This window comes from Streptomyces mirabilis (assembly GCF_039503195.1).
Classification (GTDB): domain Bacteria; phylum Actinomycetota; class Actinomycetes; order Streptomycetales; family Streptomycetaceae; genus Streptomyces; species Streptomyces mirabilis_D.
Genome location: NZ_JBCJKP010000001.1, coordinates 8,542,977 through 8,562,992, shown reverse-complemented (window position 1 = coordinate 8,562,992; position 20,016 = coordinate 8,542,977). Strand labels below are relative to the sequence as shown.

Sequence of the window (20,016 nt, the reverse complement as noted above, 5' to 3'; positions counted from 1 at the left end):
GGGCGCGGCGCGAAGTTGAGCAATGGCCAGCCCAGTATGCGATCCGTGCACTAAGTTCACAAGACCTTAGCGGATGAAGAATGGCGACACGGGAGCGGTACGCCAGTCACTGACGCGTCGACCGGCGAAGCATCAGCGACCACGGCGGGGCGCATGGGCGCATACGTCAACTCTCGCATGCTCTCTACCCATTCGGCACTGCTCCTCCCATACTGCCCATCAAGGGGCGGGCCCGGATCCCTCATCGGGCCCAGGGGTGGGGGGACCATGTCTGACGCGCACCTTCGATGGCTCCGGGACGCCGTGTCCGCGTTCGGAGCCGAATGCAAACACAACCTGGCCGGGCCAGGGGACCGCGAGGCCGCGATCCGGGGCCCGTTGGAACAGTTGTTCCGTACCGTGGGCACGCACTGTGCCCGGCCCGATGTCACCTGGTATCCCGAGACCCGCGTTCAGCATCTCGGGGTCCGTCCCGACTGGGCCGTGCGCGTCGGCGGGGACATCACCGGATACGTCGAGTTGAAGCGCTCGGACGGAAGCATCGACCCCGAGCGCTTCACCGGCCACAACAAACGCCAGTGGGAACGCCTGCGCGATCTCCCCAATCTTCTCTACACCAACGGCACCCACTGGCGGTTGTACCGGTACGGCGTGCAGGTCGGCGAGGAGGTCGTGCTCTCCGGACCCCTCACAAGTGCCGGGGAGAAACTTTCGGCCGACGACCTCGGCGCCTTCGACGCGCTCACCAAGGCGGTGCTCTGGTGGGAACCGACGCCGATCCGTCGCGTCTCGGTCCTGGTCCGGCAACTCGCCCCGCTGTGCCGGTTGCTACGCGAGGCTGTACGGGAGCAGCTCCGGGCCGAAGCCCAGACCGCCCCGGCCTCGGATTCCGCGAACGCCTCGTCCGCCGACCGCCCCTTCACCGGCCTGCGGAGCGACTGGCGCAGACTGCTCTTCCCCACTGCCGACGACGCCACCTTCGCGGACGGCTACGCCCAGACCGTCACCTTCGCTGTGCTGCTCGCCCACACCGAGGGCATCCCCGTCACCGGCACGAGCTTCCACGAGATCGGCCGCCGCCTCAACGCCGGTCACGCCCTCATGGGCAAGGCCCTCCAACTGCTCACCGACAGCGTCAACGAACGCTTCGAGGTGACCCTCCACCTCCTGGCCCGGACCATCGGCGCAGTCGACTGGGGCACCATCCGGGACGGTGACCGCGACGCCTACCTCCACCTGTACGAGTCGTTCCTCTCCGTCTACGACGACGGTCTGCGACAGCGCAGCGGCTCGTACTACACCCCGCACGAGGTGGTGGAGGAGATGGTGCGCCTGGCCGAGGACGTGCTCCGCACCCGCCTGGGCAGGGCACGCGGCTTCGGCGACACGGACGTCCACATCGTCGACCCCGCCATGGGCACGGGAACCTACCTCCACACCGTCATCGACCGCGTCGCCCGGCAGGCCGCCGAACGGCAGGGCGAGGCCATGGCGCCCGACGCGATCGGCCGCCTCGCCGAACGTCTCTACGGCTTCGAGCTCCAGATGGGTCCCTTCGCCGTGGCCGAGATGCGCACCACGGACCTGCTCAGGAAATACGGTGCGACACCGCCGCCGCACGGGCTGAACCTCTTCGTCACCGACGCCCTCGACGATCCCTTCGTCCAGGAGGAGCAGTTCGTCTCCACCTACGCGGCGATCTCGGAGTCGCGCGCCCGCGCCAACCACGTCAAGGCGAACGTCCCGGTCACCGTGGTCATCGCCAATCCTCCCTACGACGACAAGGCCGAGAACCGTGGCGGCTGGATCGAGAAGCGCGTCAAGGGGCAGGGCCGTCCACCACTGGACGACTTCCGTCATCCAGGAAACGGCCGGTACGAGCACGCGCTCAAGAACATGTACGTCTACTTCTGGCGCTGGGCCACCTGGAAGGTCTTCGACGCCCACGGGGACGACCGGCACGGCGTCGTCTGCTTCATCACCCCGTCCGCCTTCGCCACCGGTCCGGCCGGACGGGGCATGCGCGCCTATCTGCGTAGGACGTGCGACGAGGGATGGATCATCAACCTGTCGCCGGAGGGGCAGCGGGCAGAGGTGGCAACACGCGTGTTCCCGCACGTCGCCCAGCCACTGTCGATCTGCCTCTTCGTACGGCGCGTGGATCACGACTCCACCGAAGCCGCACGCATTCACTACCGGGCCCTGCACGGCAGGCGCGCGGAGAAGCTCGCTCGACTCGGCGAACTGAGCCTGGACGACGAGGGCTGGCGGGACGCGCATGCGGAGGGGGCACGACCGTTCACGCCGGCGGCGTTGTCGGGGTGGGACGACTATCCGGCGTTGGACGAGGTGTTTCCTTGGGGAAGTCTTGGCATCACGACCAACCGGTCCTGGGTGACCTCCCCGTCGGACGCGGTCCTGCGGCGACGGTGGGCACGGCTCATGGGAGAGTCGGATCCCGTTGAGAAGGCGCTCCTGTTCAAGGAGACACGGGATCGTCGACTCGGCAGGCAGGTGGCGGCTCTGCCGGGCTTCCCTCACCCGGACCGGCCCATGGAAGAGGCGTCCGGGGCAAATCCATGCATCCTGCGGATCGCCCTGCGCAGTTTCGACCGTCAGTGGCTCATCGCGGACAACCGGGTACTCGACTACCCACGACCCGATCTGTGGGAGTCCCTGCAACCAGGCCAGTTGTTCCTCAACCAGCAGAGCAGCCACGAGATCAGCAGCGGTCCCGCTCTGGTCGCAACCGCGCTGTTGCCGGACACCCACCACTTCAACGGCCGTGGCGGGAGGCTGCACCCCGTTCTCCATCCGGACGGCACCGCCAACGTCCCCACGGGCCTGCTCCGGTACCTGGCAGGCGCTCTGGGCCTCGCAGAGGTGGCCGTGCACGACCTGGCCGCCTACGCGGTGGCAGTCGCCGGACACACTGCGTTCACCGAGCACTTCGCCGAGGAACTCCTCACCGCGGGAGTCCGGTTGCCGCTCACCCGCGACCCGGAACTGTGGCAGGAGGCAGTCCGCATCGGTCACGAGTTCCTGTGGGCGGCGTCCTACGGCGGGCACGACATCCCCGGCAGGGCGCAGATGTCCGATGAGGACGGTGTCCGCTTCCCCCGGGCGACCCCAGGCAGGTGAAGTACGCGACACACATCGGAACCGACGTACCCGAAAGCCTGACGTACGACGAGGAACGCAACGCACTGCACGTGGGGCCAGGTGTCTTCACAGGAGTACCGCCTGGCGTCTGGAACTACGAGGTCGGAGAGATGCGCATCGTCAGGAAGTGGTTCGGTTACCGGAAGGCGTCCCCCACCAGCCGGAGGACGAGCCCTCTCGACGACATCCATGTGACGTCATGGCCGAGCACATGGACCGAGGAGTTGATCGAGCTGTTGTCAGTCCTGCGACGGCTGGTCGACCTCGTCCCGGCGCAACATGCCGTCACCGTGAAGATCGTGAACTCACCGGTGATCAGCAGGGCCGATCTCACCTCGTCGGGGATTCTTCCACCGCAGCCCCGGGCGAATCGGGGCCGGCGGCGCGTCGTCCTGGAATTCGACGATCCGGCGCAGCCATGAACAGGTCCTACTCTCCACCGGATCCGGCTACATGCGCCTCGGCCTGCTCCAAGGTCCACGCCCCCTCCGCCAGCCGCTTCAGCGCGTAGCCGGCGGGGCGCGGCGCCGCGCCGCGTGCGACCGTGTCCGCGAAGGACGCCACCGCGCTCAGCCGTGCCGCCAACTCGTCGCACTCCGCCCCGCGCAGGGCGGCGGCGCCTTTCGTGGTGAGTCCGAGCGTGCCGTGATCGCCGCCCCTCTGCTCCACCAGCCCGGCCCACAGCAGTGCGGGCAGGGCGTCGCGGACCTCGTCCGTGTCGAGGCCTCTGACCGCGTAGGACGCAAGGTCCGCATCAGGAGTCGGCAGGTCGCAGAGGTCCAATTCCCGCAACAGGCGGTGGTGCAGAGGCGACAGAGCGCCGGTGGGAACGAGCATGCCTTCCAGTATGGCCCGCACCGTCCGCCCCGGTGGTCGCGATGACCCCGCGGGTCCGGCATGTCCACAAGGGCACCGCATGTCGACCTGCGGGGAAAGGAGTCGCGGCGGCGGCGTCGCCTCCGCCAGGACCGTTCGGAATACGAGACCTGCCCACTGCCGGCTCCAGCCATGGGCGTAGTCCCCGCGAGTACCGCGGCCTCAAGTCCGCACGCTTCTGTCCCGGTTCCAGGAACGCGCGAGTGGCACGATACGGAACACTCGGGCCATGGAAGCAGGCAAGATATCCGGAACAGCCATTCTGCCCGCCGGGAGCACCATTCCCGGACGGAACGAGGTACTCGGCCAGGCGATCCCGTTCGACCGGGCACGCTGGCTGTCTCTCCTGCCCGACTCCGGCTGGTGGCCCGGCGAACTCGACGCGTGCCCGATCGTCGCGGGCAGGTCGCGAGTCGACCGCAGCACGGTGTTCGACATCTCGCGTCGTGCGGACACCGTCGAAGGACGACGACACCTACTGACCACTGCGCTGGTCTGGGGCAGCGGAACCAAGGCCCGGTCCGTCGCCCGGCATGCGCGCATCTTCACCTCGTCCTCTGTTTCGGACATCGACGCGCACCTGGCTGCTGCCCTCGGCGTGCTACGGCAGGAGGGAGCGGTCAGGGCGTACTTCGCCTTCAACAACGACGACCGGATCAAGTTCCTCGGACCGGCGTTCTTCACCAAGGTGCTGTACTTCGCTGGTCACGATCACCCGGTGGGTCCATGGCGTCCGTTGATCCTGGACAGTGTCGTCGCGCGGGCGCTGCGGGCCGCCGACGCAGGGGTGAAGTGGCCCAGGGGTGGGTGGACGACACCACGCTACAGCCGGTATCTGTCCCTGGCCCATGACCTTGCGGGAGAGGCAGGAGTGCTGCCGGATCAGGTCGAGGCCGCGCTGTTCTCTCACGGCAGGCACCTGTCCTGACCCCTGCCTCGTCGCAACTAAAGAGGTCACCAAGTCACTGTGCGGGAGGGATCTGGGGTGTGGGTGATCCAGACGCAAGCAGCCCGCGGATCTTCGTGGTCACGGTTGTTCCCTGCGCAACCGATCACGAAAATCCACGGGCTTGAACATCGAGGCGACGCTTACAGAGTTGTATCCCCCGAGCCAGAACCGAGAGGCATCTCGTCCTCACGACCATCGCCGTCCCAGCTCGACGGGGGCTCTCCGAAGATGGTGCGTGCGGACTTGATCGTCAGTCGCCCGAAGACATGGTTGCCGCCGGCCCCGAGCGCGGCACCGATACCGAGTGGCACCTGTTTACTCAGCACCAGGACCCCTTGCTTGGTCCCGTACTTGGTGATGAACCGCGGACCCAACACGTTGTTGGCCTTGTTGATAGCGCTCATCGGGATCGCACTGACGATGCGCCGCGCCCAATATGGGCCGGTGCGCCCGATGGTTTTGTCCAAGGCCTTCTTCGCTCCGTCGCCGAGTAGGACGGTCAGGACCAAGAGTCTGCGTCGTTCAAGATCCTCAGGGTGCAGGCCGTGAACCTCGGCCAGCGACAGCGTGTAGAGCACTGACGCTTCGGTGAAGAGCATGGCATCGGCCAGAGCCGCCGGTATCCCGGCGCCGGGCACGACTCCTGCCGCGCCGGATGCTCCTCCGGACGCGGTGATGCCGGTGAGGTAGTACCGGTCCAACCGGCGGATCAGCTCCTGTGGAGTGTCCTCGGGGTGGACTCGCCGCAGGCGCTCGACGTTCTTCCTCGCCAGCGGCTGCTGGGCGACCAACGCCTTGTCGAAAGCCTGCTGGATCAGGTTCTTGGCGTCATCGGCCTTGCTCATGTGGGCTTCTGGTCCTCTCAGATGGCGAGCGCCTCGATGGGCGCCGACGTACGGCCAAGTCTCAAGCCAACGTTGGCTGTACGGGTGGGTACGTCGATTCTGTGATGCGGGTCCGCGACTTCCTCGACCAGGCGATCGAGGGCGGACGAGGATCCACGCGACCGTGGGCGGGGACCGAGCATTCACTCAGGCCATCGGTCGTGGACAGTCCTGCCCGCCGGTTCCCGGGTCTTCGAATGTGGTGGGCCTGTCTCGGCACGCTCGAATCACCAATACTTGAGCTTTGTCGCCGCCAACGCCGTAGCAATTTCATTCAGTTGGGCCCGAAGCTCGGCAGCGCTCGTCCTGAGCGCCTGGTTCTCCAACGGCGAGGGGTTGGCAGGGATCAGGTAGCCCGGGACAGCAAGAGTGAGCCACGCGCGGGCGACGCGAAGCGTCCGGCGTGTCTGTTTGCTCGTTTTGAACGCTCCGCCCAAGACGGACATCCTCTTCTCTACCCGGTTGAGCAACTCACGGACCTGCTGCCTTTCCGCAGCAGTGGAGTCCCGGCTCTTGAACCGGTCCTGCTTGGGCTGGTGCTGTTGGACGCGCCTGATCAACGCACCCATTTCTCTCCCCTGCCGCGCGGTCAGTGCACGTGCAGGGCTGGTGACAGGCTGTCGTCTCAGCACTGCGCGTGACGGATTCGCGTACAGCGCGATGGCCCGTTCCGTCTCCTGGTTCACCCAGGAGTGCAAGGCCGGCGAATCGGCCGACAGCCCCTCGGCGCCTCGCACTCCGAGCTTCGCGAGTACGGCGGGCAGGCACGACAAGAGGCACGCATCGTCGCGGAGCAGCACCGACAGCACTGCCTTGGTGTCCCAGAGCGGGCTGTCGACCTCGACGAGGAAGTCGACGCGCTCGCTCGCGGACATGCCGGTGAGCGGCTCACCGAGTTGCGCGGCGAGGGCGGACCAGTGATGTGTGCCCCCTCTTGGCGCGGAGGCCCTCAAGGTCTCGCGGACGCGGACGATGGCCTGGTCTCGGGTCAGGGGCACGCCCTTCTTCGCCCTCTGTTTCCGGTCCGCCGCCGGAGGCTGCACTCTCAGGGGTGCGATGGACGGCTGAGGATTCGGCTGGCGTGTCCGAGGCGCCGGAGCCGGCTGCCTTTCGGGCGACTCGGGAAGCACCCCGGCCAGGCCCGTGCGAGCCGCCTCGTGAGCGTTGAGACGCACGAAACGGTCCAAGTGGACGGCCCACCCGTCGGCTCCTTCGCGAACCAGTAGGCGTGCGCCGTCGGCTGCTCGGTACACGTACTGTGCTGGAGGCAGCGCGGTGTCGTCAGGCAGGGAGAGCACCGCTCTTACGATGGGGCTGCCGAGAGGTTTGACGTCAGCCATGACCAGGCGGCGCCCCTCGGCGGCGAACGGCGAGTCGTCGGGGACAGGCGCTTCCTTGTCCAGAGTGAAGATCGTGGGGCCATCGAGAGGAAACGCGAACGGCTCCAGGCGCTGAGCGGGTACGCGCAGGGCCGCTGCGGAGGGCGTCAGCAGGCCGGCCCGCTCGATCCGGCAGTCCTCCAAGAGGTCCCAGCGGACGGGCTGTTCGTCGTAGGTCCGGGTACCGACGTACACGCGGCGCTCACCGCCCGCGGTCTCCAGGCGGAAGCGCAGACCGTAGCCGTTGCGGGCCAGGAGTTCCTCGGTGAGCGGGCCGTCCGAACCGAAGAGCCAGTCGACCTCGTCCACGTCGCCGCCGAGGGCGAGGTTCGCCGTGCGCCACCCTCGGTAGTCGAGACTCGAGAGCTGGAAACGGAGCCTGCGGCGGGCGGCGGGCAGGTGCAGGTCGACCGCGCCGCCAGGTCCCCAGCCGAGGTCATGGGTGCGCACATCGCCCCGCTGCCCGTGCTTGCTCAGCAGGTTGCGTAGGCCCCGCTTGATGAACAGGTGGTCGGCGCTGGACTCGCCAGTGGCGGCACGTCCGCAGGTGGGGCCGCCGGCCACGTGGGCGAAGTGGCATACCTTGTCGTGGTAGAGGCGATCCATCAACCTGCCGCCGCATCCACCGAGTTCGTAACCACACCAGTAGGTGTAGTTCGGGTGGCGCCTGCGCCAGACCTCCAGCTCCGCGGCTTCCATGGGCAGGATCACCGGGTGGTCGGAGCTTGCGTTACCGATCACGGCAGTCTGCACGAGACGGTGGTCGAGCATGGATCCTCACAGGGGACGCCCAGGAGTGTTCGCCCAACGGGGCACGGACGACGGGAACGGAAACAGTATCTCCTTCATGCACTGAGTTCACAAGAGATTCTTCGCTGCGTTCGTCGCCGCCTGCGCCTCTGGCAAGGACGGGAGCGCCACCTCGCCCCACACGGTCTTCGTGTAAGCGTCCCGGCATTCCCAGCCCCAGCATTCGGCGTACGCCTCCACCAGCAGCAGTCCCCGTCCCGACGGGGCGTCGAGTGACTGCGGGGCGGTGGAGGCAGGTTCAGGATGGCGCTCCGGGCGGGTGTCGGTCACCTCGATGCGGAGTGCGTTCGGCAGGAGGAGCAGCGCAAGCCGGAAGTCCCGGCCGGGGAGGCTGCCGTGGCGGACGGCGTTGGCCGCGAGTTCGGACGTGACGAGGGCGACGGTCCGGGCGGGGTCGGAGTCGTGCGGGAGGCCTGTCCACTCGGTGAACTGCTGGGTGGCGAGTTGGCGGGCGAGGCGGGCGCCGCGTCTGGTGCCGCTGAAGCGCAGGACCAGTTGAGGGGCGGGCGTGTGGGGCGGCTTGGCTTCGCCGGTGATCTGAGGGTGGGTCACGGGGTCAGCGTGGCGGGATGAACCGCCAGGTGACCAGGTCCGACGGCCGTACGGCTTCCCAGTCGTACGGAGGGGGCGACTGGCCGGGGGTTTGCTTGTACGGGCCCTGTACGGGCGTTGTACGGGTCCTGTGGCGTGTCCCGTCGGCTGCGAGCCGCGTTGAACATGGCCCGGTGGCGAGCGCGGCCGTGGGCGGCGGGGTGCGGAACGGGATGGAAGGGCGTGACGTGTGAGGACGGTACGGGACGGACGAGACACACGAGCTGGTCGCATGGCGAAGACGCCGGAGGAGGGACCCGATCTGCCGGGCGTGTGGTCGGCGTACGGTGTGCTGCTCCAGCATCTGCGCAAGCGGGCCGGGTTGAACCAGCAGCAGCTCGGGGACGCGATCGGCTATTCGCTGGAGCAGGTGGCCTCGGTGGAGCAGGGGCGGCGGCCGGCGAAGGAGGCGTTTACGACGGCGGCGGAGCGGGTGCTAGAGGCGGGCGGGGTTCTGGAGGTGCTCCAGGATGAGGTGGATCGGGCGAAGCTGCCCCGCTTCTTTCGCAACTTCGCGGTGATCGAGGCGGAGGTGGTGAGCCGGTTCTCCTACGATCCGCTGCTGGTACCAGGGTTGTTGCAGACGGAGGCATACGCGCGGGCGGTGTTCGCGGGGCACTGCCCGCCGTTGAGCGAGGAGATCGTCGACCAGCACACGGAGGCGCGGCTGAGTCGGCAGAGGCTGCTGACTCGGGTGCCGCTTGCGGAGCTGTCGTTCATCGTCAGTGAGGAGGCGCTGCGTAACCCGGTGGGCAATGCGGCGGTCATGCGCGGGCAGTGGCAACAGCTGTTGGAGGTCGGAGCGTTGCGTAACGTCGAGGTTCAGGTCATGCCTGCCTCGCCGGGGTTCCATGCCGGACTGGACGGACCTTTCGTGGTACTGGAATCGAAAGAGCACCAGCACCTCGGGTATATCGAGTCTCAAGAGGTCGGGTGCGTCGTCCGTGATCCGGCAGAGGTCAGCGCCTTCGGGCTGCGCTATGGCAAGCTGCGATCGCAGGCTCTGAACGGGGTCGAGTCTGCGCGGCTCATCGAACGGCTGGTGGGAGAGACATGAGCGTGGAGCAGGTATCCGAGAGCGTGGACGGACTGCGCTGGTTCAAGAGCAGCTACAGCGGATCGGGCGGCGGCGACTGCGTGGAGGTGGCCGCCGACCTGGACGCCGTGTACGTACGGGACTCGAAGGACACCTGGCGGCCTGGCCTGCGGGTCTCCGACAGGAGCTGGTCGCAGTTCGTAGCGTACGCACGCGGCTGAGCGCGCGTACGCACAGCCAGAGTGGCTGGCCACCCTTCCGCCGAGGGGCAGCCAGCCGCTGGGGTGCCGGGTACTCCCGGTCGGTCAGAACAGGTGCCCGCTGCTCGCCCCCTCCTGGAGCTTCTTGATCGCCGCGGCCGAAGGCCTGGGCATGCCGGGGTGCTTCTTCGGCTTCTTGTGCTTGCCGAGGTAGACCTCGTCGGCGTACGTCTGATGGTTCAACCGGCGCAGCCGGTCGATGATCTCGGTCCGGGCGAGCAGGCCGACGGTGTGGCGCGGCCCCTGATCGGTGTCGTGGAAGCCGTGCTCCAGCGGAAACGTCGCGTGGGTCGGGTCGGCGGGCGGCGTCTGCCCCGACTCGTCCAGCAGATCGTGCCAGCCGTACCCCTCCACAGTCGCCTTGTCGATCTCCTCGTGGATGGCGCGGAGTTCGATGATCTCGGGGTCCTGGCAGGCGGCGTCGTGGAACAGGTTGTAGGTCGCGGTGAGGCCCATGTTCCGGGCCTTCAAGAGGTCACCGCGATAGGTGTGCAGGCGGGTTCCGGCGGCGCGGAGGCGGTCGGTCAGCGGTGGACGCACCAGGGTCTCGAAGACGTCGGTGGGGGTGTAGCGGAGGTCGCCCTTCATGGTCGACGCGCGGTCGATGGCCCACCAGTAGTGCGGGGCGCTGCTCAGGGTGGCAAGGAGGGCGGGGTCGTCGGAGGCGAAGACAACTGTCGCCTCGCTGAAGACGGGGCCGGTCGACACCATGACCGGCATGACGACCTTGCTCACGCGAGTGATCACGATGCATCGCTCCAGCAGCCCGATGGCCGTGCGCATTTCCGGGGCAGGTCTTGTGAATTGCCACCAGATCTCGCGCCGCCGCTTGTCATTACTCTTGGCCCGCTCCGGCTTCACCTCGCGCAGCACCTGCTCGTAGGCCTTCGGGTACTCCTCGGCTGCACTCAGCTTGCGCACCCCGAAGTCGATGACCCACCGTTCAGTCCCGTGCTCCGGGTGGCTGTTGATGTCCTGCCCGTTGAGATACGGGAACAGCACCTCCGCATACCGTTCGTCTGCGCTGATCCAGGATCGGGCCTCGGACTCGGGCAGCGTGAAGCCAAGGCCCAGCACATTCGAACCCTGGAACGCCACCCCTCCGTTCCCCTTCAGCGCCTCTACCCAAGCCGCCTCTCGTGTCCCCGGATTCAGTGATGTCGTGATCCCGTGCGGTACCGCCATGCCGCTCAGCACACGCACCGCCGCGTCCGCTATCCGGGCCCGGCTCGTCCACACCGCGCAGTATTCCAACACCGCCGAACTCGAAGGCCACGGGGCACTCTTGACAGCTCGCCGGATGGAGACACCCCGGGCCTCCATCTGATCGAGGCCGACTTCCCGCGAGTCCCCCTGCGCGAGCGTGTTCGTGGCGATCAGCCCGGTCTGCCCCGCCCCGTTCAGCAGCTCATGCGCCCGCAGTTCGAAGTACGCCACCAGGTCGGCACTGCCTCGCTTGCCCCTGGCGAGGTATCGCACCAGATGCTCCCGGTACGCCTCCCCCATCGCGCCCGTGAGCTTCTGCCCGCCCAGGAACGGCGGATTCCCCACCACCGCGTCGAACCCGTCCCGTCCCCCGCTGAACACCTCGGGGAACACCAGCGGCCAGTGCACCGGCGCCCGCTTGAGCCCGTCCTCCGGCAGCTCCGCTGCCAGCCACTCCTTCGCCGTGGCCCGCGCCTCGCGCACCACGTCCATGTCGTCGGTGATGTCCTCCGATGCGATCTCGCGGACGATGTTCGCGGCCACCGGGAACAGATCGCGCACCGGCTCGCCACCAGCCGACTCGTACCAGGGGACGCGGCCGGAGGAGCAGGTGGCCAGGGCCGCGCCGGCGATGAGGTCGCCGACCAGGCGGAGCCGGGCCGAATGCCGGTTGACCACCGCCAGCCGCTTCCGCTTCTGGGCCAGGGCGACCAGGTCGACGCCCTTGATGGCGGTGATGGCGAGGCGTTCGCGGGTCAGGGCGTCGACGCGGTCGCGTGCGTCGAGGGCGAAGGAGTCCTCCTGGCCGCCCGTGTCGAGGTGGATGCGGGTGATCTGGCCCATGTCGGTGATCCCGAGCAGCGAGTCGCCCGCCACCAGTCGGTCGTCCAGGAACGTGAACGGACGCCCCGGGTCCATCGACACCAGCCACAGCGACAGTTTGGCCATCTCCACCGCCATCGGGTTGATGTCCACCCCGTACAGGCAGTGCTCGATTATCTGGCGGCGGGCCTCGACAACCACCGGGTCCTGTTCCGCGTCCGCCGCCGTCACCGCGTCGATCGCGCGCCCGGCCCGATAGACCATCGCGTCCGTGCGGCCCTCGTTCTCCCAGGCCTCTATCAGCCGATCGCCCAGGTAACGGCACGCCGCCACCAGGAACGCCGCCGATCCCACCGCGATGTCCGCGACCTTCAGGTCCAGGATCTGCTCCGCGGACTTCAGCCGCCATTCCCCCGTGTCCGCCGTCTGAAGCGGGCCCGGCTCGTACACCAACGGTTCCAGCGCGTGCAGTACGACCTCCTCCGCCAGGAAGCGGGGCGTGTAGTGCGTGCCCGTGTTCTTGCGGAGCGAGGACTCCGTGACGTAGAGCGCGCCGTTCGGGATGACCGTCGGCAGGCCCCGTAGGTCGTCGCGCAGGATGCCTACGAACGGCACCAGCCGCTCCGTCAACGCCGGGTCCTTCGTCACCGCGTTCAGCCGGCGCCTCGCCTCCACGGCGTCCTCGGTCGACAGCGGGGCGAGCTTCTTCTCCAACTGTCCTGCCGTCGCAGGCGGCTTCGGGTCCTTCCACTTCTCGTGGACGGCCTTCGCCAGCGCCTTCACCGACGCTCCCGCCGACGACGTGGCCGCCTTCGCCGCGAGGGACTCCAGCTCCCGCAGCGGGACCTCGTGCTCCAAGCCCTCGGGGCCGATCAGGCCCACCATGTGCTCGCTCGCCCGGCGCCCGTCGAACGACAGCAGGCCCTCGTACACATAGCCGATCTGCTCGACGTCCAGCGCCCGGAAGCTGAGCGTGCGGACCTCGCGGTCCTTGCCCTTGCCGACGCGGACCTCCTGGACCGCCTGGAGCATGTGGAGCACCGTGCGGTCGTCTATCGGGAGCAGCGGGGTGGTGCGCTCCAGCCAGGGGTACGTGTCGGGGTCGAAGATCGAGCCGTCGTAGGCGGGTAGGTGGAAGCCGGAGCCCGGGTGGTCCACTCCCCCGTACACCGCGTGGAACAGCGCTATCAGGCGGTGCCACGCCGACGTGGTGTGCTCCAGCGAGGTCTCGCCCTCCTCGTCCGCGCGCGCCTTCAGCTCGTCGCGCAGGAAGCGGGCGGAGTACGAGCGCGCGTACACCTCGTTGTCGGCCGGCAGCATGCCACGTTCCTCCGCGAACAGGAGGAAGACGATGCGCATCATCACCGCGACCGCGCCCCGGTAGACCTCGCCCGCGCCGACGCCGGACGCGTGCAGGCCCGGTGCGCCGTGCTCGACGGACCGGACGTCTGCTCGGCCTATGGCGTCGACGAGGAGTTCCACGGCTTGCCGGACCTGGACGCCGAGCGCCTCGGTGACGTCCTCGCCCGCCGCAAGGCTTTCCTTGAGCAGCCCCACCAGCGTCTCGGAGTCGTCGTATTCGAAGAAGCGGCGGCGCCGCAGCAGCGACACGAACGCGCGGACGACGTTGCGTTCCGCCGCCTCGTTCCAGCCGATGGAGTCGAAGACGGCCGTGGTCGTGACGCCGCCGAGTGGCGCCCAGACCAGGCACCACCAGCGGCCGTCCGTCACCAGGCCGAGCGGCACACCGTGGTGACGCAGCAGACGGGCGAGGCGGTCGGCCGGCGCCGCCGCCCAGTCGCCGCCGCCTCCCGCGCGGGCGGTGGGCGCGGTGCCGGCCGGAACCGTCATGCCGAGCAGTTGCACCCGCTTGGCGGCGGTCTCGGCGCTGGGCTCCATCGCCAGATCGGTCCCCGGGTCGACGAGGGCGAAGTCGGGGCGGACCTCGGTGTTGTGCTCCGCGACACGGAGCGTGAGGCGGTCCAGGCCGTGGTGCTCCAACTCGCCCACGCGCAGCGTCAAGGCGTCGTTCCAGCCCAGGAGCCGGGTCAGGACGTACGCCACCCACTCGTCGCGGCCCGCCGTCGTGTCGGTCTGCCAGTCGGCGTGTCGGGCGCGCAACCGGGCGCGTTCGTCCTTCTCCAGGGTGTCGAGCTGGGGCCAGGCCCTCAGCAGGACGGGCATGGTCAGGAAGGGGCCGGAGACCTCGGTGAGGTCCAGCCACTCCTGGTGCTGCCTGCGACCGTCGGCGGCCTTGGCCTTGGCGGCGGCGACTCCACTGCTCATGGGGCGGCGGGGGCTCATCGGCGGGCTTCCTTTGCGGGAACGACGAAGACGACGGCGGCGGGGAAGAGGTGCGAGCGGGGCTCGCGGTAGCGGGCGGCGATCGCGGCGAGTTCGCGTTCACGCTCGGCGGGAAGGCCTTCGAGGCGTTCCTGCCAGCGGCGGCGGTCGTCCTCGAACTGGCGGCGCTCGTGGCCGGACAGCTCGTGGGTGGACAGCAGGGCCAGCTGTTCGCCGTCGCCGTCACCCTCCTCCTTGAGCTTGGCGCGCAACGTGGCCTCGAAGCGGTCGAGGGTGGCCGTGATGCGGCGCTCCTCCTCGGTGCGGCGATCGGCGAGCCTGCTCCCGAGCTGGCGGCCGAGTTCGGCGGCGCGGGCCTCCAGCGAGTTGTAGAGGGGGTCGCGGAGCCTGGGCCAAGCCTCGGTGAGTTGCTTGCGCAGGTGCGGGGCGGCCTCAGCGCCCTCGGTGAGCGCATGGGAGAGAACCCGGCCCTGTTCGTTCACCGACTCCCAGCGGCGGAAGCGGCCGGTGTCGCCGAACCAGCCACCCGCGTACAGGACTTCCTCGTGCAGGCGGGTGCCGTCGGTGCCGACGAGGACGTAGCGCGCGTAGGCGGAGACCAGGGTGGTGGTGACACCGGGGTCGTCGGAGACGACCGCGGTGACGCGGTTCAGGTCAACCACGTCGGCGTTCCACACGGCTGCGGTGAGCAGGCGCGTGGAAAGGGCGACCAGCGGGTGCTTGAGGTGGGCGAGGACCACGTCGTCCTGGGCCTGTGCGGCGACCGCCGGGGAGAAGGTGAGGGGGCGCTGTTCGCCCTCGCGGAGTTTGTGGGCGAGGCCGCGGGTGGCGCGCTCCCAGCTTCCGGAGAGGGGCTGCACGTCGAAGAGGTCGCCGGGCTCGAACTGCTTGGCGCGGAACGGGGAGGGCAGCAGCGCCGGCTGGTTGTCGAGGGCGAGGGCGGTGTCGACGACGCGCTTGACGTTGGCCGGGGTCAGGCCGAGGGACGACACGGTGCCCTCGTACTGGTCGGCGAGCCTCTTGGTCTGGGCGGTGACGTTCTGCTCGGGCGCGACGTCGCCACCGGTGCGGCGGCCCTTGATCGGCTTGGGTTTGGCGTTCTCGATGTCGACCGGCGCGATGTCGCCGGTCATGCGGCGCTGTACGGCGTCGGCGAGGACGGCGTTGACGGAGCCGAGGTCGTGCTCCATGCGCGCAACCTTCTTGGCGACGCGGGAGAGGAATTCCAGGTCGGCCTCGTACGAGCCCGCCTGGGCCTGCTCCCATCCGGAGCCTATGAAGTGGTAGATCTCCGGGTCCCTCTTCTGACCCCAACGGTCGATGCGGCCTATTCGCTGCTCGAGCTTGTTGGGGTTGAAGGGTATGTCGTAGTTGATCAGGCGGTGGCAGTGGTTCTGGAGGTCGATGCCTTCGCCGGCGGCGTCGGTGGCGAGCAGGATGCGGACCTTGCCCTCGTGGAGGGACGGGTCGGCCTGGAAGCCGAGGCGGATGCGTTCGCGTTCCTCGGCGGACAGGCCGCCGTGGAGGCGTTCGACGCGGCCGCCGTCGGTGAGTTCCTCCTGCTGGAGAAGGTCGTGGAGCCATTCCTGAGTATCGCGGTACTCGGTGAAGACGACGACCCGCTCGTTGGTCCAGAACGTGCCGTCGGACGGCCGACAGATCGCCTTGAGTTCGCGGATCAGGGTCTCGGCCTTGGAGTCGGGCGCGGCCTCGTGGGTGAAGGCCCAGCGCTCCATCTCCTGGAGCAGGTCCAGTTCCCGGCCGTCCTCGGCGGGAGTGAGGGAGGTGGAGCGGGTGAGGGCGTCGTCTTCGGCGTCGACGAGGCCGGTGTCGTCGAGGTCGGCGACGAGATCGGCGAACTCCTCCAGCCACTCGGGGACTTCGGCGGCGGCCGCGCGACCACGCGCGGGGCCGGTGTCCTCCAGGTGGGAGAGATAGACCTGGACGGTGTGGAGGAAGGCCGCCGGAGAGGAGAACAAGCGCTTCTTCAATAGCAGCGTCACCAGGTCTGCGGCGCGGCGCCCACCGCGAGCCTTCGGGGACAGCTTCTTGCGGCGCAGCTCGGCGAACGATCCGAGCAGTTGGTGGATCTCACGCTCCTGCGGCGTGTAGTTGACCGGGAGTTCCAGGGTCTTGCGGGTACGGAAGCGGGGCGTCCCGTCGGGGTTCGTGACGGAGGACTTCAGACGACGTACGACGGTGTCCCTGAGCGCTTCCTTGTCGGGGTCCACGCCGCGCGCGAAGCGCTGGTCGTCGATGAGTTCCAGGAGCGCCGTGTACGACTCGGGGTAGCCGTTGTGCGGGGTGGCGGAGAGGAAGAGACGGTGCTCGAAGTGCGGGACGAGACGCCGGATCAGCTTGGTCTGCTGGGAGTCGACCGCGTACACCTGCTTGGGCGCGGCGGGTGCCACGTGGTGCGCCTCGTCGAGGACGAGCAGGTCGAAGAAGCGCTTGTGCTCGCCGTCGGGGCTCTCCTCGGGGGCGCCGATGACCTCGTCGAGAAGGCGTTGGGCTTTCTGGCCGCGCAGCCAGGGCAGGGAGACGATGGTGAGGGGGTGGACACGGAACGGGTTCGCGGCCGTGCCGTGGGTGCGGCGCAGGCGGGCGCAGTGCTCGGAGTCGACGATGGTGAACTCCAGGCCGAACTTCTCTGCCATCTCGTCGCGCCACTTGAGGGTGAGGCCCGCCGGGCAGACCACCATGGTGCGGCGTGCCCGGCCGCGCAGCAGGAGTTCCTGTACGACGAGACCGGCCTCGATGGTCTTTCCGAGGCCGACGTCGTCGGCGAGGAGGAGGTTGACGCGGGGTGCGCCGACCGCACGCGACACCGGCTCCAGCTGGTACGGCTCGACGGCGACGCCGGAACGGAAGGGCGCCTGGAGGGTTTTGGCGTCGGCTGAGGCGACGGCGGACCAGCGCACGGCGTCGAGGAACGCGGCGAGTCGGTTCGGGGAGTCGTAGGCGCCGGTGGAGGCGTCGGGCAGGGAGCCCGCGGGCAGCACTCGGCGGCCGGGCTCCACCTCCCAGATGACGGAGAGGGTGTCGCCGAAGCGGCCGTCGGCAACGGACTGGAGATGGACCAGGGTGGCGCTCCGGCGGTCCTCTTCGCCGTCGGCAGCCGGGGACGGTTCCACGCGGGCGACCACCCACGACTGGCCGCGCACCTCGACGAGATTGCCTTCCTCGGGGAGCTGTTCCGCTCCCGTCCGCTCCGTCGCGCGCTGAACTGCTGACGTCATGGGCGCCGTTCCCCTCGGTGTCTCCTGCGCCGTCCGTAGACAGAGGCCTGTCTCCCCATCGGAACGGCGCGAGCGGAGCGTAACACGATCCGTCAACTGTGAACAGAGATTACAAAGTTCAGGATGGCAGTTCGCTTCAGCCTCAGGTCATACGCCGCAGTCGGCCCAGCAGGGCCCGGCTGCGTCCCTGCCCGACGTCCCCCTCGGGCAGGACCCTCTCCTCGTCCCCGACGAGTCGCCGCAGCAGTTCCACGGCCGCATGACGCTCTCCCGTACGAACCAACAACACAGCGATCTCGTACCTCGTGTCCAGCACCGCGGGGTCTCCCGGCCCGAGGAGGCTGCGCTGCTCGGCGAGGACCGACTTCAGTTCGTCCAGGGCCTCGCGGGTGCGGCCGAGCGCGCCCGCGCACAGGGCAGATCCGGCGCGGGCGGCAAGGAAGTCGGCGTGCCCGAGGCCGGGGGCGGCCATGAGTTCCTCGTACTCCTCCAAGGCGCGGGCGGGGCGCCCGGACTGGCGCAGGGCGGCGATTTCCGCGAGCCGCGGGTGCGCGACCACCGTCACCGAGGCCGCACCGGTCCGCACCGGGGCCCAGGCGGCGAGCAGAGCGGCCACCTCGGCCGCGGAGGCTGGCCGGTCCTCGGGCTTCTTCTCCAACAGGGCCGCCACCAGCGTCCGCAACCCGGTCGGAACACCGGAGCGACGATCGGCGAGCGGAGGTACGGGCTCGTTCGCGTGCCGGTGGTACAGCATGAAAGGGCTGCCGTCGGTGAAAGGCGGGGCCCCGGTGAGCAGTTCGTAGAGGACACAACCGAGCGAGTAGAGGTCACTGGCGGGCACGGTCTTGCCCACGGCCTGCTCGGGTGCCATGTAGACGACTGTGCCTGGGGTGGCGTTGGCCGCCGTGAAGCGGGTTTCACCGGGCTGGGGTTCCAGGGCGGCCGCGACACCGAAGTCGAGGACCTTGATCTCACCGTCCGGGGTGATCATCAGGTTCGACGGCTTGAGATCGCGATGCACGACGCTCTGACCGTGGGCGTAGGCAAGCACGTCGGCGGCACGCCGTGCGACGTCTGCGGCGTGCTCGACGGGCAGTGGGCCGTCGCTCTCGAGTACGGCGTCGAGGGCACGGCCCGGGACCAGGTCCATGACGAGATAGAGCTCACCCTCATGGCTGCCGTGATCATGGACGGCCGGGATGCCCGGGTGATCCAGACGGCTGGTGAGGCGCGCTTCGCGCAGGAACCGGCGCTCGAGTGTGGTGAGCTCGGCGCCACGACTGCGGGGCGCGAGGAGTTTTATGGCCACTTCCCGGCCGTGGTCACGGTCGTACGCCGCCCAGACGACCCCCATGCCACCCCGGCCGAGTTCGTGCGTAAGCTCGTACCGTCCAAGGCTTCGCCGCATTGCGCCCGTCCCCAGTCCCGGCGCCCACGGCGCCTGCCACACCCCCTGCGGCCGGGGGCGACGCGGCGCACCCGGTCAATCGGATCATCCTCTCACTGTTCACACGAGCCTCGGCCCTTGCGGTACGAGGAAAGGGCGGCGGGGATCCTCGGGCAGACCGCGGCGGGTGGCCAGCCCGGGGTCCGATTCCGGCAGGTAGGGGGCGAGAGCCGCGTAGACCTCGGTGGCGGAGGAGGGGCGGTCGTCCGGACGCTTGGCGAGCAGGGCCGTGACCAGATCCTGCAAGGCGCCGGGGACCTCCACCCCCGCATCGGCGATGACGGGAGGGGGCGAGCTGAGGTGGCGGGAGGCAAGGAGCGCCGGCTGATCGGTGGCGAAGAGTGTTCTACCGGTGAGCATGTGGTGCAGCAGGCAGCCGACCGCGTAGAGATCGCTGCGGCCGTCGAGCCGACCCTGGCCGGAGAGCAGTTCGGGGGACGCGCAGAAGATGTTGCCGATGCCTTCGCCGGTCATGGTCAGGCGCGGGTCGGCGTCGGTGAGCAGTTTCACCAGTCCGAAGTCCAGGATCTTGACGACGCCGTCCCGCCGGATCATGACGTTCTGCGTCTTGAGGTCACGATGGACGAGGTCGGCGGCGTGGGCCGCGGACAGTCCGGCGCACAGCTGGGCGGCCACGGCGGCGGCCGAGGGCACGTCGAATCGTTCGCCCTCCTGCTGGTCGAAGAGGTACTCCAGGGTGGTTCCCTCGATCAGTTCCATCACCAGACAGCAGGTGTCGTCCGTGATCGACGCGTCGAAGACCGTGGTGACATTGGGGTGGTCGAGGCGCGCCGCGGCCTGCGCCTCCCTCTTGAAACGAGCCAGCGCCTCCTTGCGGCTCTGCGCGACGGCCAGCAGCTCCGCGGCGATCGTCTTCACCGCCACGGGCCGCTCTAGATACAGGTCGCACCCTTGCCACACCTGTCCCATCACACCCCGGCCGAGAACCGACTTCAGCTGGTAGCGGTCACGCAGCACTGTTCCAGACGTGAATTTCTGCATTTCTCCCGTCCTCCACACTTCCCACACAGCGACCCCGTAGTTCTACACT

General features: G+C 68.7%; 13 protein-coding genes. 5 read left to right on the top strand and 8 right to left on the bottom strand.

Annotated features, from left to right (window positions below; translation table 11 throughout):
• The first annotated feature begins 267 nt into the window (after nucleotides 1–267).
• Entirely contained in the window at nucleotides 268–3,141 is a 2,874-nt protein-coding gene (locus AAFF41_RS38685) for a type ISP restriction/modification enzyme (protein ID WP_343325440.1), read from the top strand.
• Nucleotides 3,138–3,584: a type ISP restriction/modification enzyme gene (locus tag AAFF41_RS38680; protein ID WP_343325439.1), complete on the top strand. Its 447-nt coding sequence runs from the start codon at nucleotides 3,138–3,140 to the stop codon at nucleotides 3,582–3,584. Before AAFF41_RS38685 ends, AAFF41_RS38680 begins: the two co-directional genes overlap by 4 nt.
• A 7-nt stretch (nucleotides 3,585–3,591) precedes the next feature.
• On the opposite strand, the gene AAFF41_RS38675 is transcribed toward AAFF41_RS38680, so the two are convergent.
• Nucleotides 3,592–3,999 (bottom strand): hypothetical protein, encoded by a 408-nt coding sequence (locus AAFF41_RS38675; RefSeq protein ID WP_343325438.1) that lies wholly within the window; start codon nucleotides 3,997–3,999, stop codon nucleotides 3,592–3,594.
• 268 nt (nucleotides 4,000–4,267) lie between these two features.
• On the opposite strand from AAFF41_RS38675, the gene AAFF41_RS38670 reads away from it, so the two are divergent.
• Nucleotides 4,268–4,966, top strand: coding sequence for an 8-oxoguanine DNA glycosylase OGG fold protein (locus AAFF41_RS38670; protein ID WP_343325437.1), 699 nt, complete (start codon nucleotides 4,268–4,270; stop codon nucleotides 4,964–4,966).
• A 161-nt stretch (nucleotides 4,967–5,127) separates the two neighbouring features.
• Here AAFF41_RS38670 and AAFF41_RS38665 read toward each other — a convergent pair whose 3' ends face one another.
• The 3 genes from AAFF41_RS38665 to AAFF41_RS38655 all read right to left on the bottom strand — a co-directional run bounded on the left by AAFF41_RS38665 (nucleotide 5,128) and on the right by AAFF41_RS38655 (nucleotide 8,612).
• Nucleotides 5,128–5,832 carry a hypothetical protein gene (locus AAFF41_RS38665; protein ID WP_343325436.1) on the bottom strand — a complete coding sequence of 235 codons (705 nt, stop codon included), beginning with the start codon at nucleotides 5,830–5,832 and terminating at the stop codon, nucleotides 5,128–5,130.
• A gap of 266 nt (nucleotides 5,833–6,098) precedes the next feature.
• Nucleotides 6,099–8,021 (bottom strand): hypothetical protein, encoded by a 1,923-nt coding sequence (locus AAFF41_RS38660; RefSeq protein ID WP_343325435.1) that lies wholly within the window; start codon nucleotides 8,019–8,021, stop codon nucleotides 6,099–6,101.
• Between the two features lie 87 nt (nucleotides 8,022–8,108).
• Nucleotides 8,109–8,612, bottom strand: coding sequence for an ATP-binding protein (locus tag AAFF41_RS38655; RefSeq protein WP_343325434.1), 504 nt, complete (start codon nucleotides 8,610–8,612; stop codon nucleotides 8,109–8,111).
• Between the two features lie 271 nt (nucleotides 8,613–8,883).
• Here AAFF41_RS38655 and AAFF41_RS38650 point away from each other — a divergent pair, with 271 nt between their 5' ends.
• Nucleotides 8,884–9,708 carry a helix-turn-helix domain-containing protein gene (locus AAFF41_RS38650; protein ID WP_343325433.1) on the top strand — a complete coding sequence of 275 codons (825 nt, stop codon included), beginning with the start codon at nucleotides 8,884–8,886 and terminating at the stop codon, nucleotides 9,706–9,708.
• Nucleotides 9,705–9,908 (top strand): DUF397 domain-containing protein, encoded by a 204-nt coding sequence (locus tag AAFF41_RS38645; RefSeq protein WP_343325432.1) that lies wholly within the window; start codon nucleotides 9,705–9,707, stop codon nucleotides 9,906–9,908. Before AAFF41_RS38650 ends, AAFF41_RS38645 begins: the two co-directional genes overlap by 4 nt.
• Nucleotides 9,909–9,992: 84 nt before the next feature.
• Here the strand turns inward: AAFF41_RS38645 and AAFF41_RS38640 are convergent, their stop codons facing one another.
• From AAFF41_RS38640 to AAFF41_RS38625, 4 genes are all read right to left on the bottom strand, one after another.
• Nucleotides 9,993–14,279, bottom strand: coding sequence for an Eco57I restriction-modification methylase domain-containing protein (locus AAFF41_RS38640; protein ID WP_343325431.1), 4,287 nt, complete (start codon nucleotides 14,277–14,279; stop codon nucleotides 9,993–9,995).
• On the bottom strand, nucleotides 14,276–17,518 hold the full coding sequence (drmD, locus tag AAFF41_RS38635; RefSeq protein ID WP_343325430.1) for a DISARM system SNF2-like helicase DrmD: 3,243 nt from the start codon (nucleotides 17,516–17,518) through the stop codon (nucleotides 14,276–14,278). Before drmD ends, AAFF41_RS38640 begins: the two co-directional genes overlap by 4 nt.
• Before the next feature lie 142 nt (nucleotides 17,519–17,660).
• The gene (locus AAFF41_RS38630) at nucleotides 17,661–18,926 is read right to left on the bottom strand and encodes a serine/threonine-protein kinase (RefSeq protein ID WP_343325429.1); all 1,266 of its coding nucleotides are present in this window, start codon (nucleotides 18,924–18,926) and stop codon (nucleotides 17,661–17,663) included.
• Nucleotides 18,927–19,025: 99 nt separating this feature from the next.
• A complete protein-coding gene (locus AAFF41_RS38625; RefSeq protein ID WP_343325428.1) occupies nucleotides 19,026–19,967 on the bottom strand; it encodes a serine/threonine-protein kinase in 942 nt (313 codons plus the stop codon).
• Nucleotides 19,968–20,016: the final 49 nt, after the last annotated feature.

Bases quoted from the DNA above. Each gene is read 5' to 3' on its own strand.
- AAFF41_RS38685 (WP_343325440.1), top strand. From the start codon at position 268: ATGTCTGACGCGCACCTTCGATGGCTCCGGGACGCCGTGTCCGCGTTC.
- AAFF41_RS38640 (WP_343325431.1), bottom strand. From the start codon at position 14,279: ATGAGCCCCCGCCGCCCCATGAGCAGTGGAGTCGCCGCCGCCAAGGCC.
- drmD (WP_343325430.1), bottom strand. From the start codon at position 17,518: ATGACGTCAGCAGTTCAGCGCGCGACGGAGCGGACGGGAGCGGAACAG.
- AAFF41_RS38645 (WP_343325432.1), top strand. From the start codon at position 9,705: ATGAGCGTGGAGCAGGTATCCGAGAGCGTGGACGGACTGCGCTGGTTC.
- AAFF41_RS38670 (WP_343325437.1), top strand. From the start codon at position 4,268: ATGGAAGCAGGCAAGATATCCGGAACAGCCATTCTGCCCGCCGGGAGC.
- AAFF41_RS38665 (WP_343325436.1), bottom strand. From the start codon at position 5,832: ATGAGCAAGGCCGATGACGCCAAGAACCTGATCCAGCAGGCTTTCGAC.
- AAFF41_RS38675 (WP_343325438.1), bottom strand. From the start codon at position 3,999: ATGCTCGTTCCCACCGGCGCTCTGTCGCCTCTGCACCACCGCCTGTTG.
- AAFF41_RS38625 (WP_343325428.1), bottom strand. From the start codon at position 19,967: ATGCAGAAATTCACGTCTGGAACAGTGCTGCGTGACCGCTACCAGCTG.
- AAFF41_RS38650 (WP_343325433.1), top strand. From the start codon at position 8,884: ATGGCGAAGACGCCGGAGGAGGGACCCGATCTGCCGGGCGTGTGGTCG.
- AAFF41_RS38630 (WP_343325429.1), bottom strand. From the start codon at position 18,926: ATGCGGCGAAGCCTTGGACGGTACGAGCTTACGCACGAACTCGGCCGG.
- AAFF41_RS38660 (WP_343325435.1), bottom strand. From the start codon at position 8,021: ATGCTCGACCACCGTCTCGTGCAGACTGCCGTGATCGGTAACGCAAGC.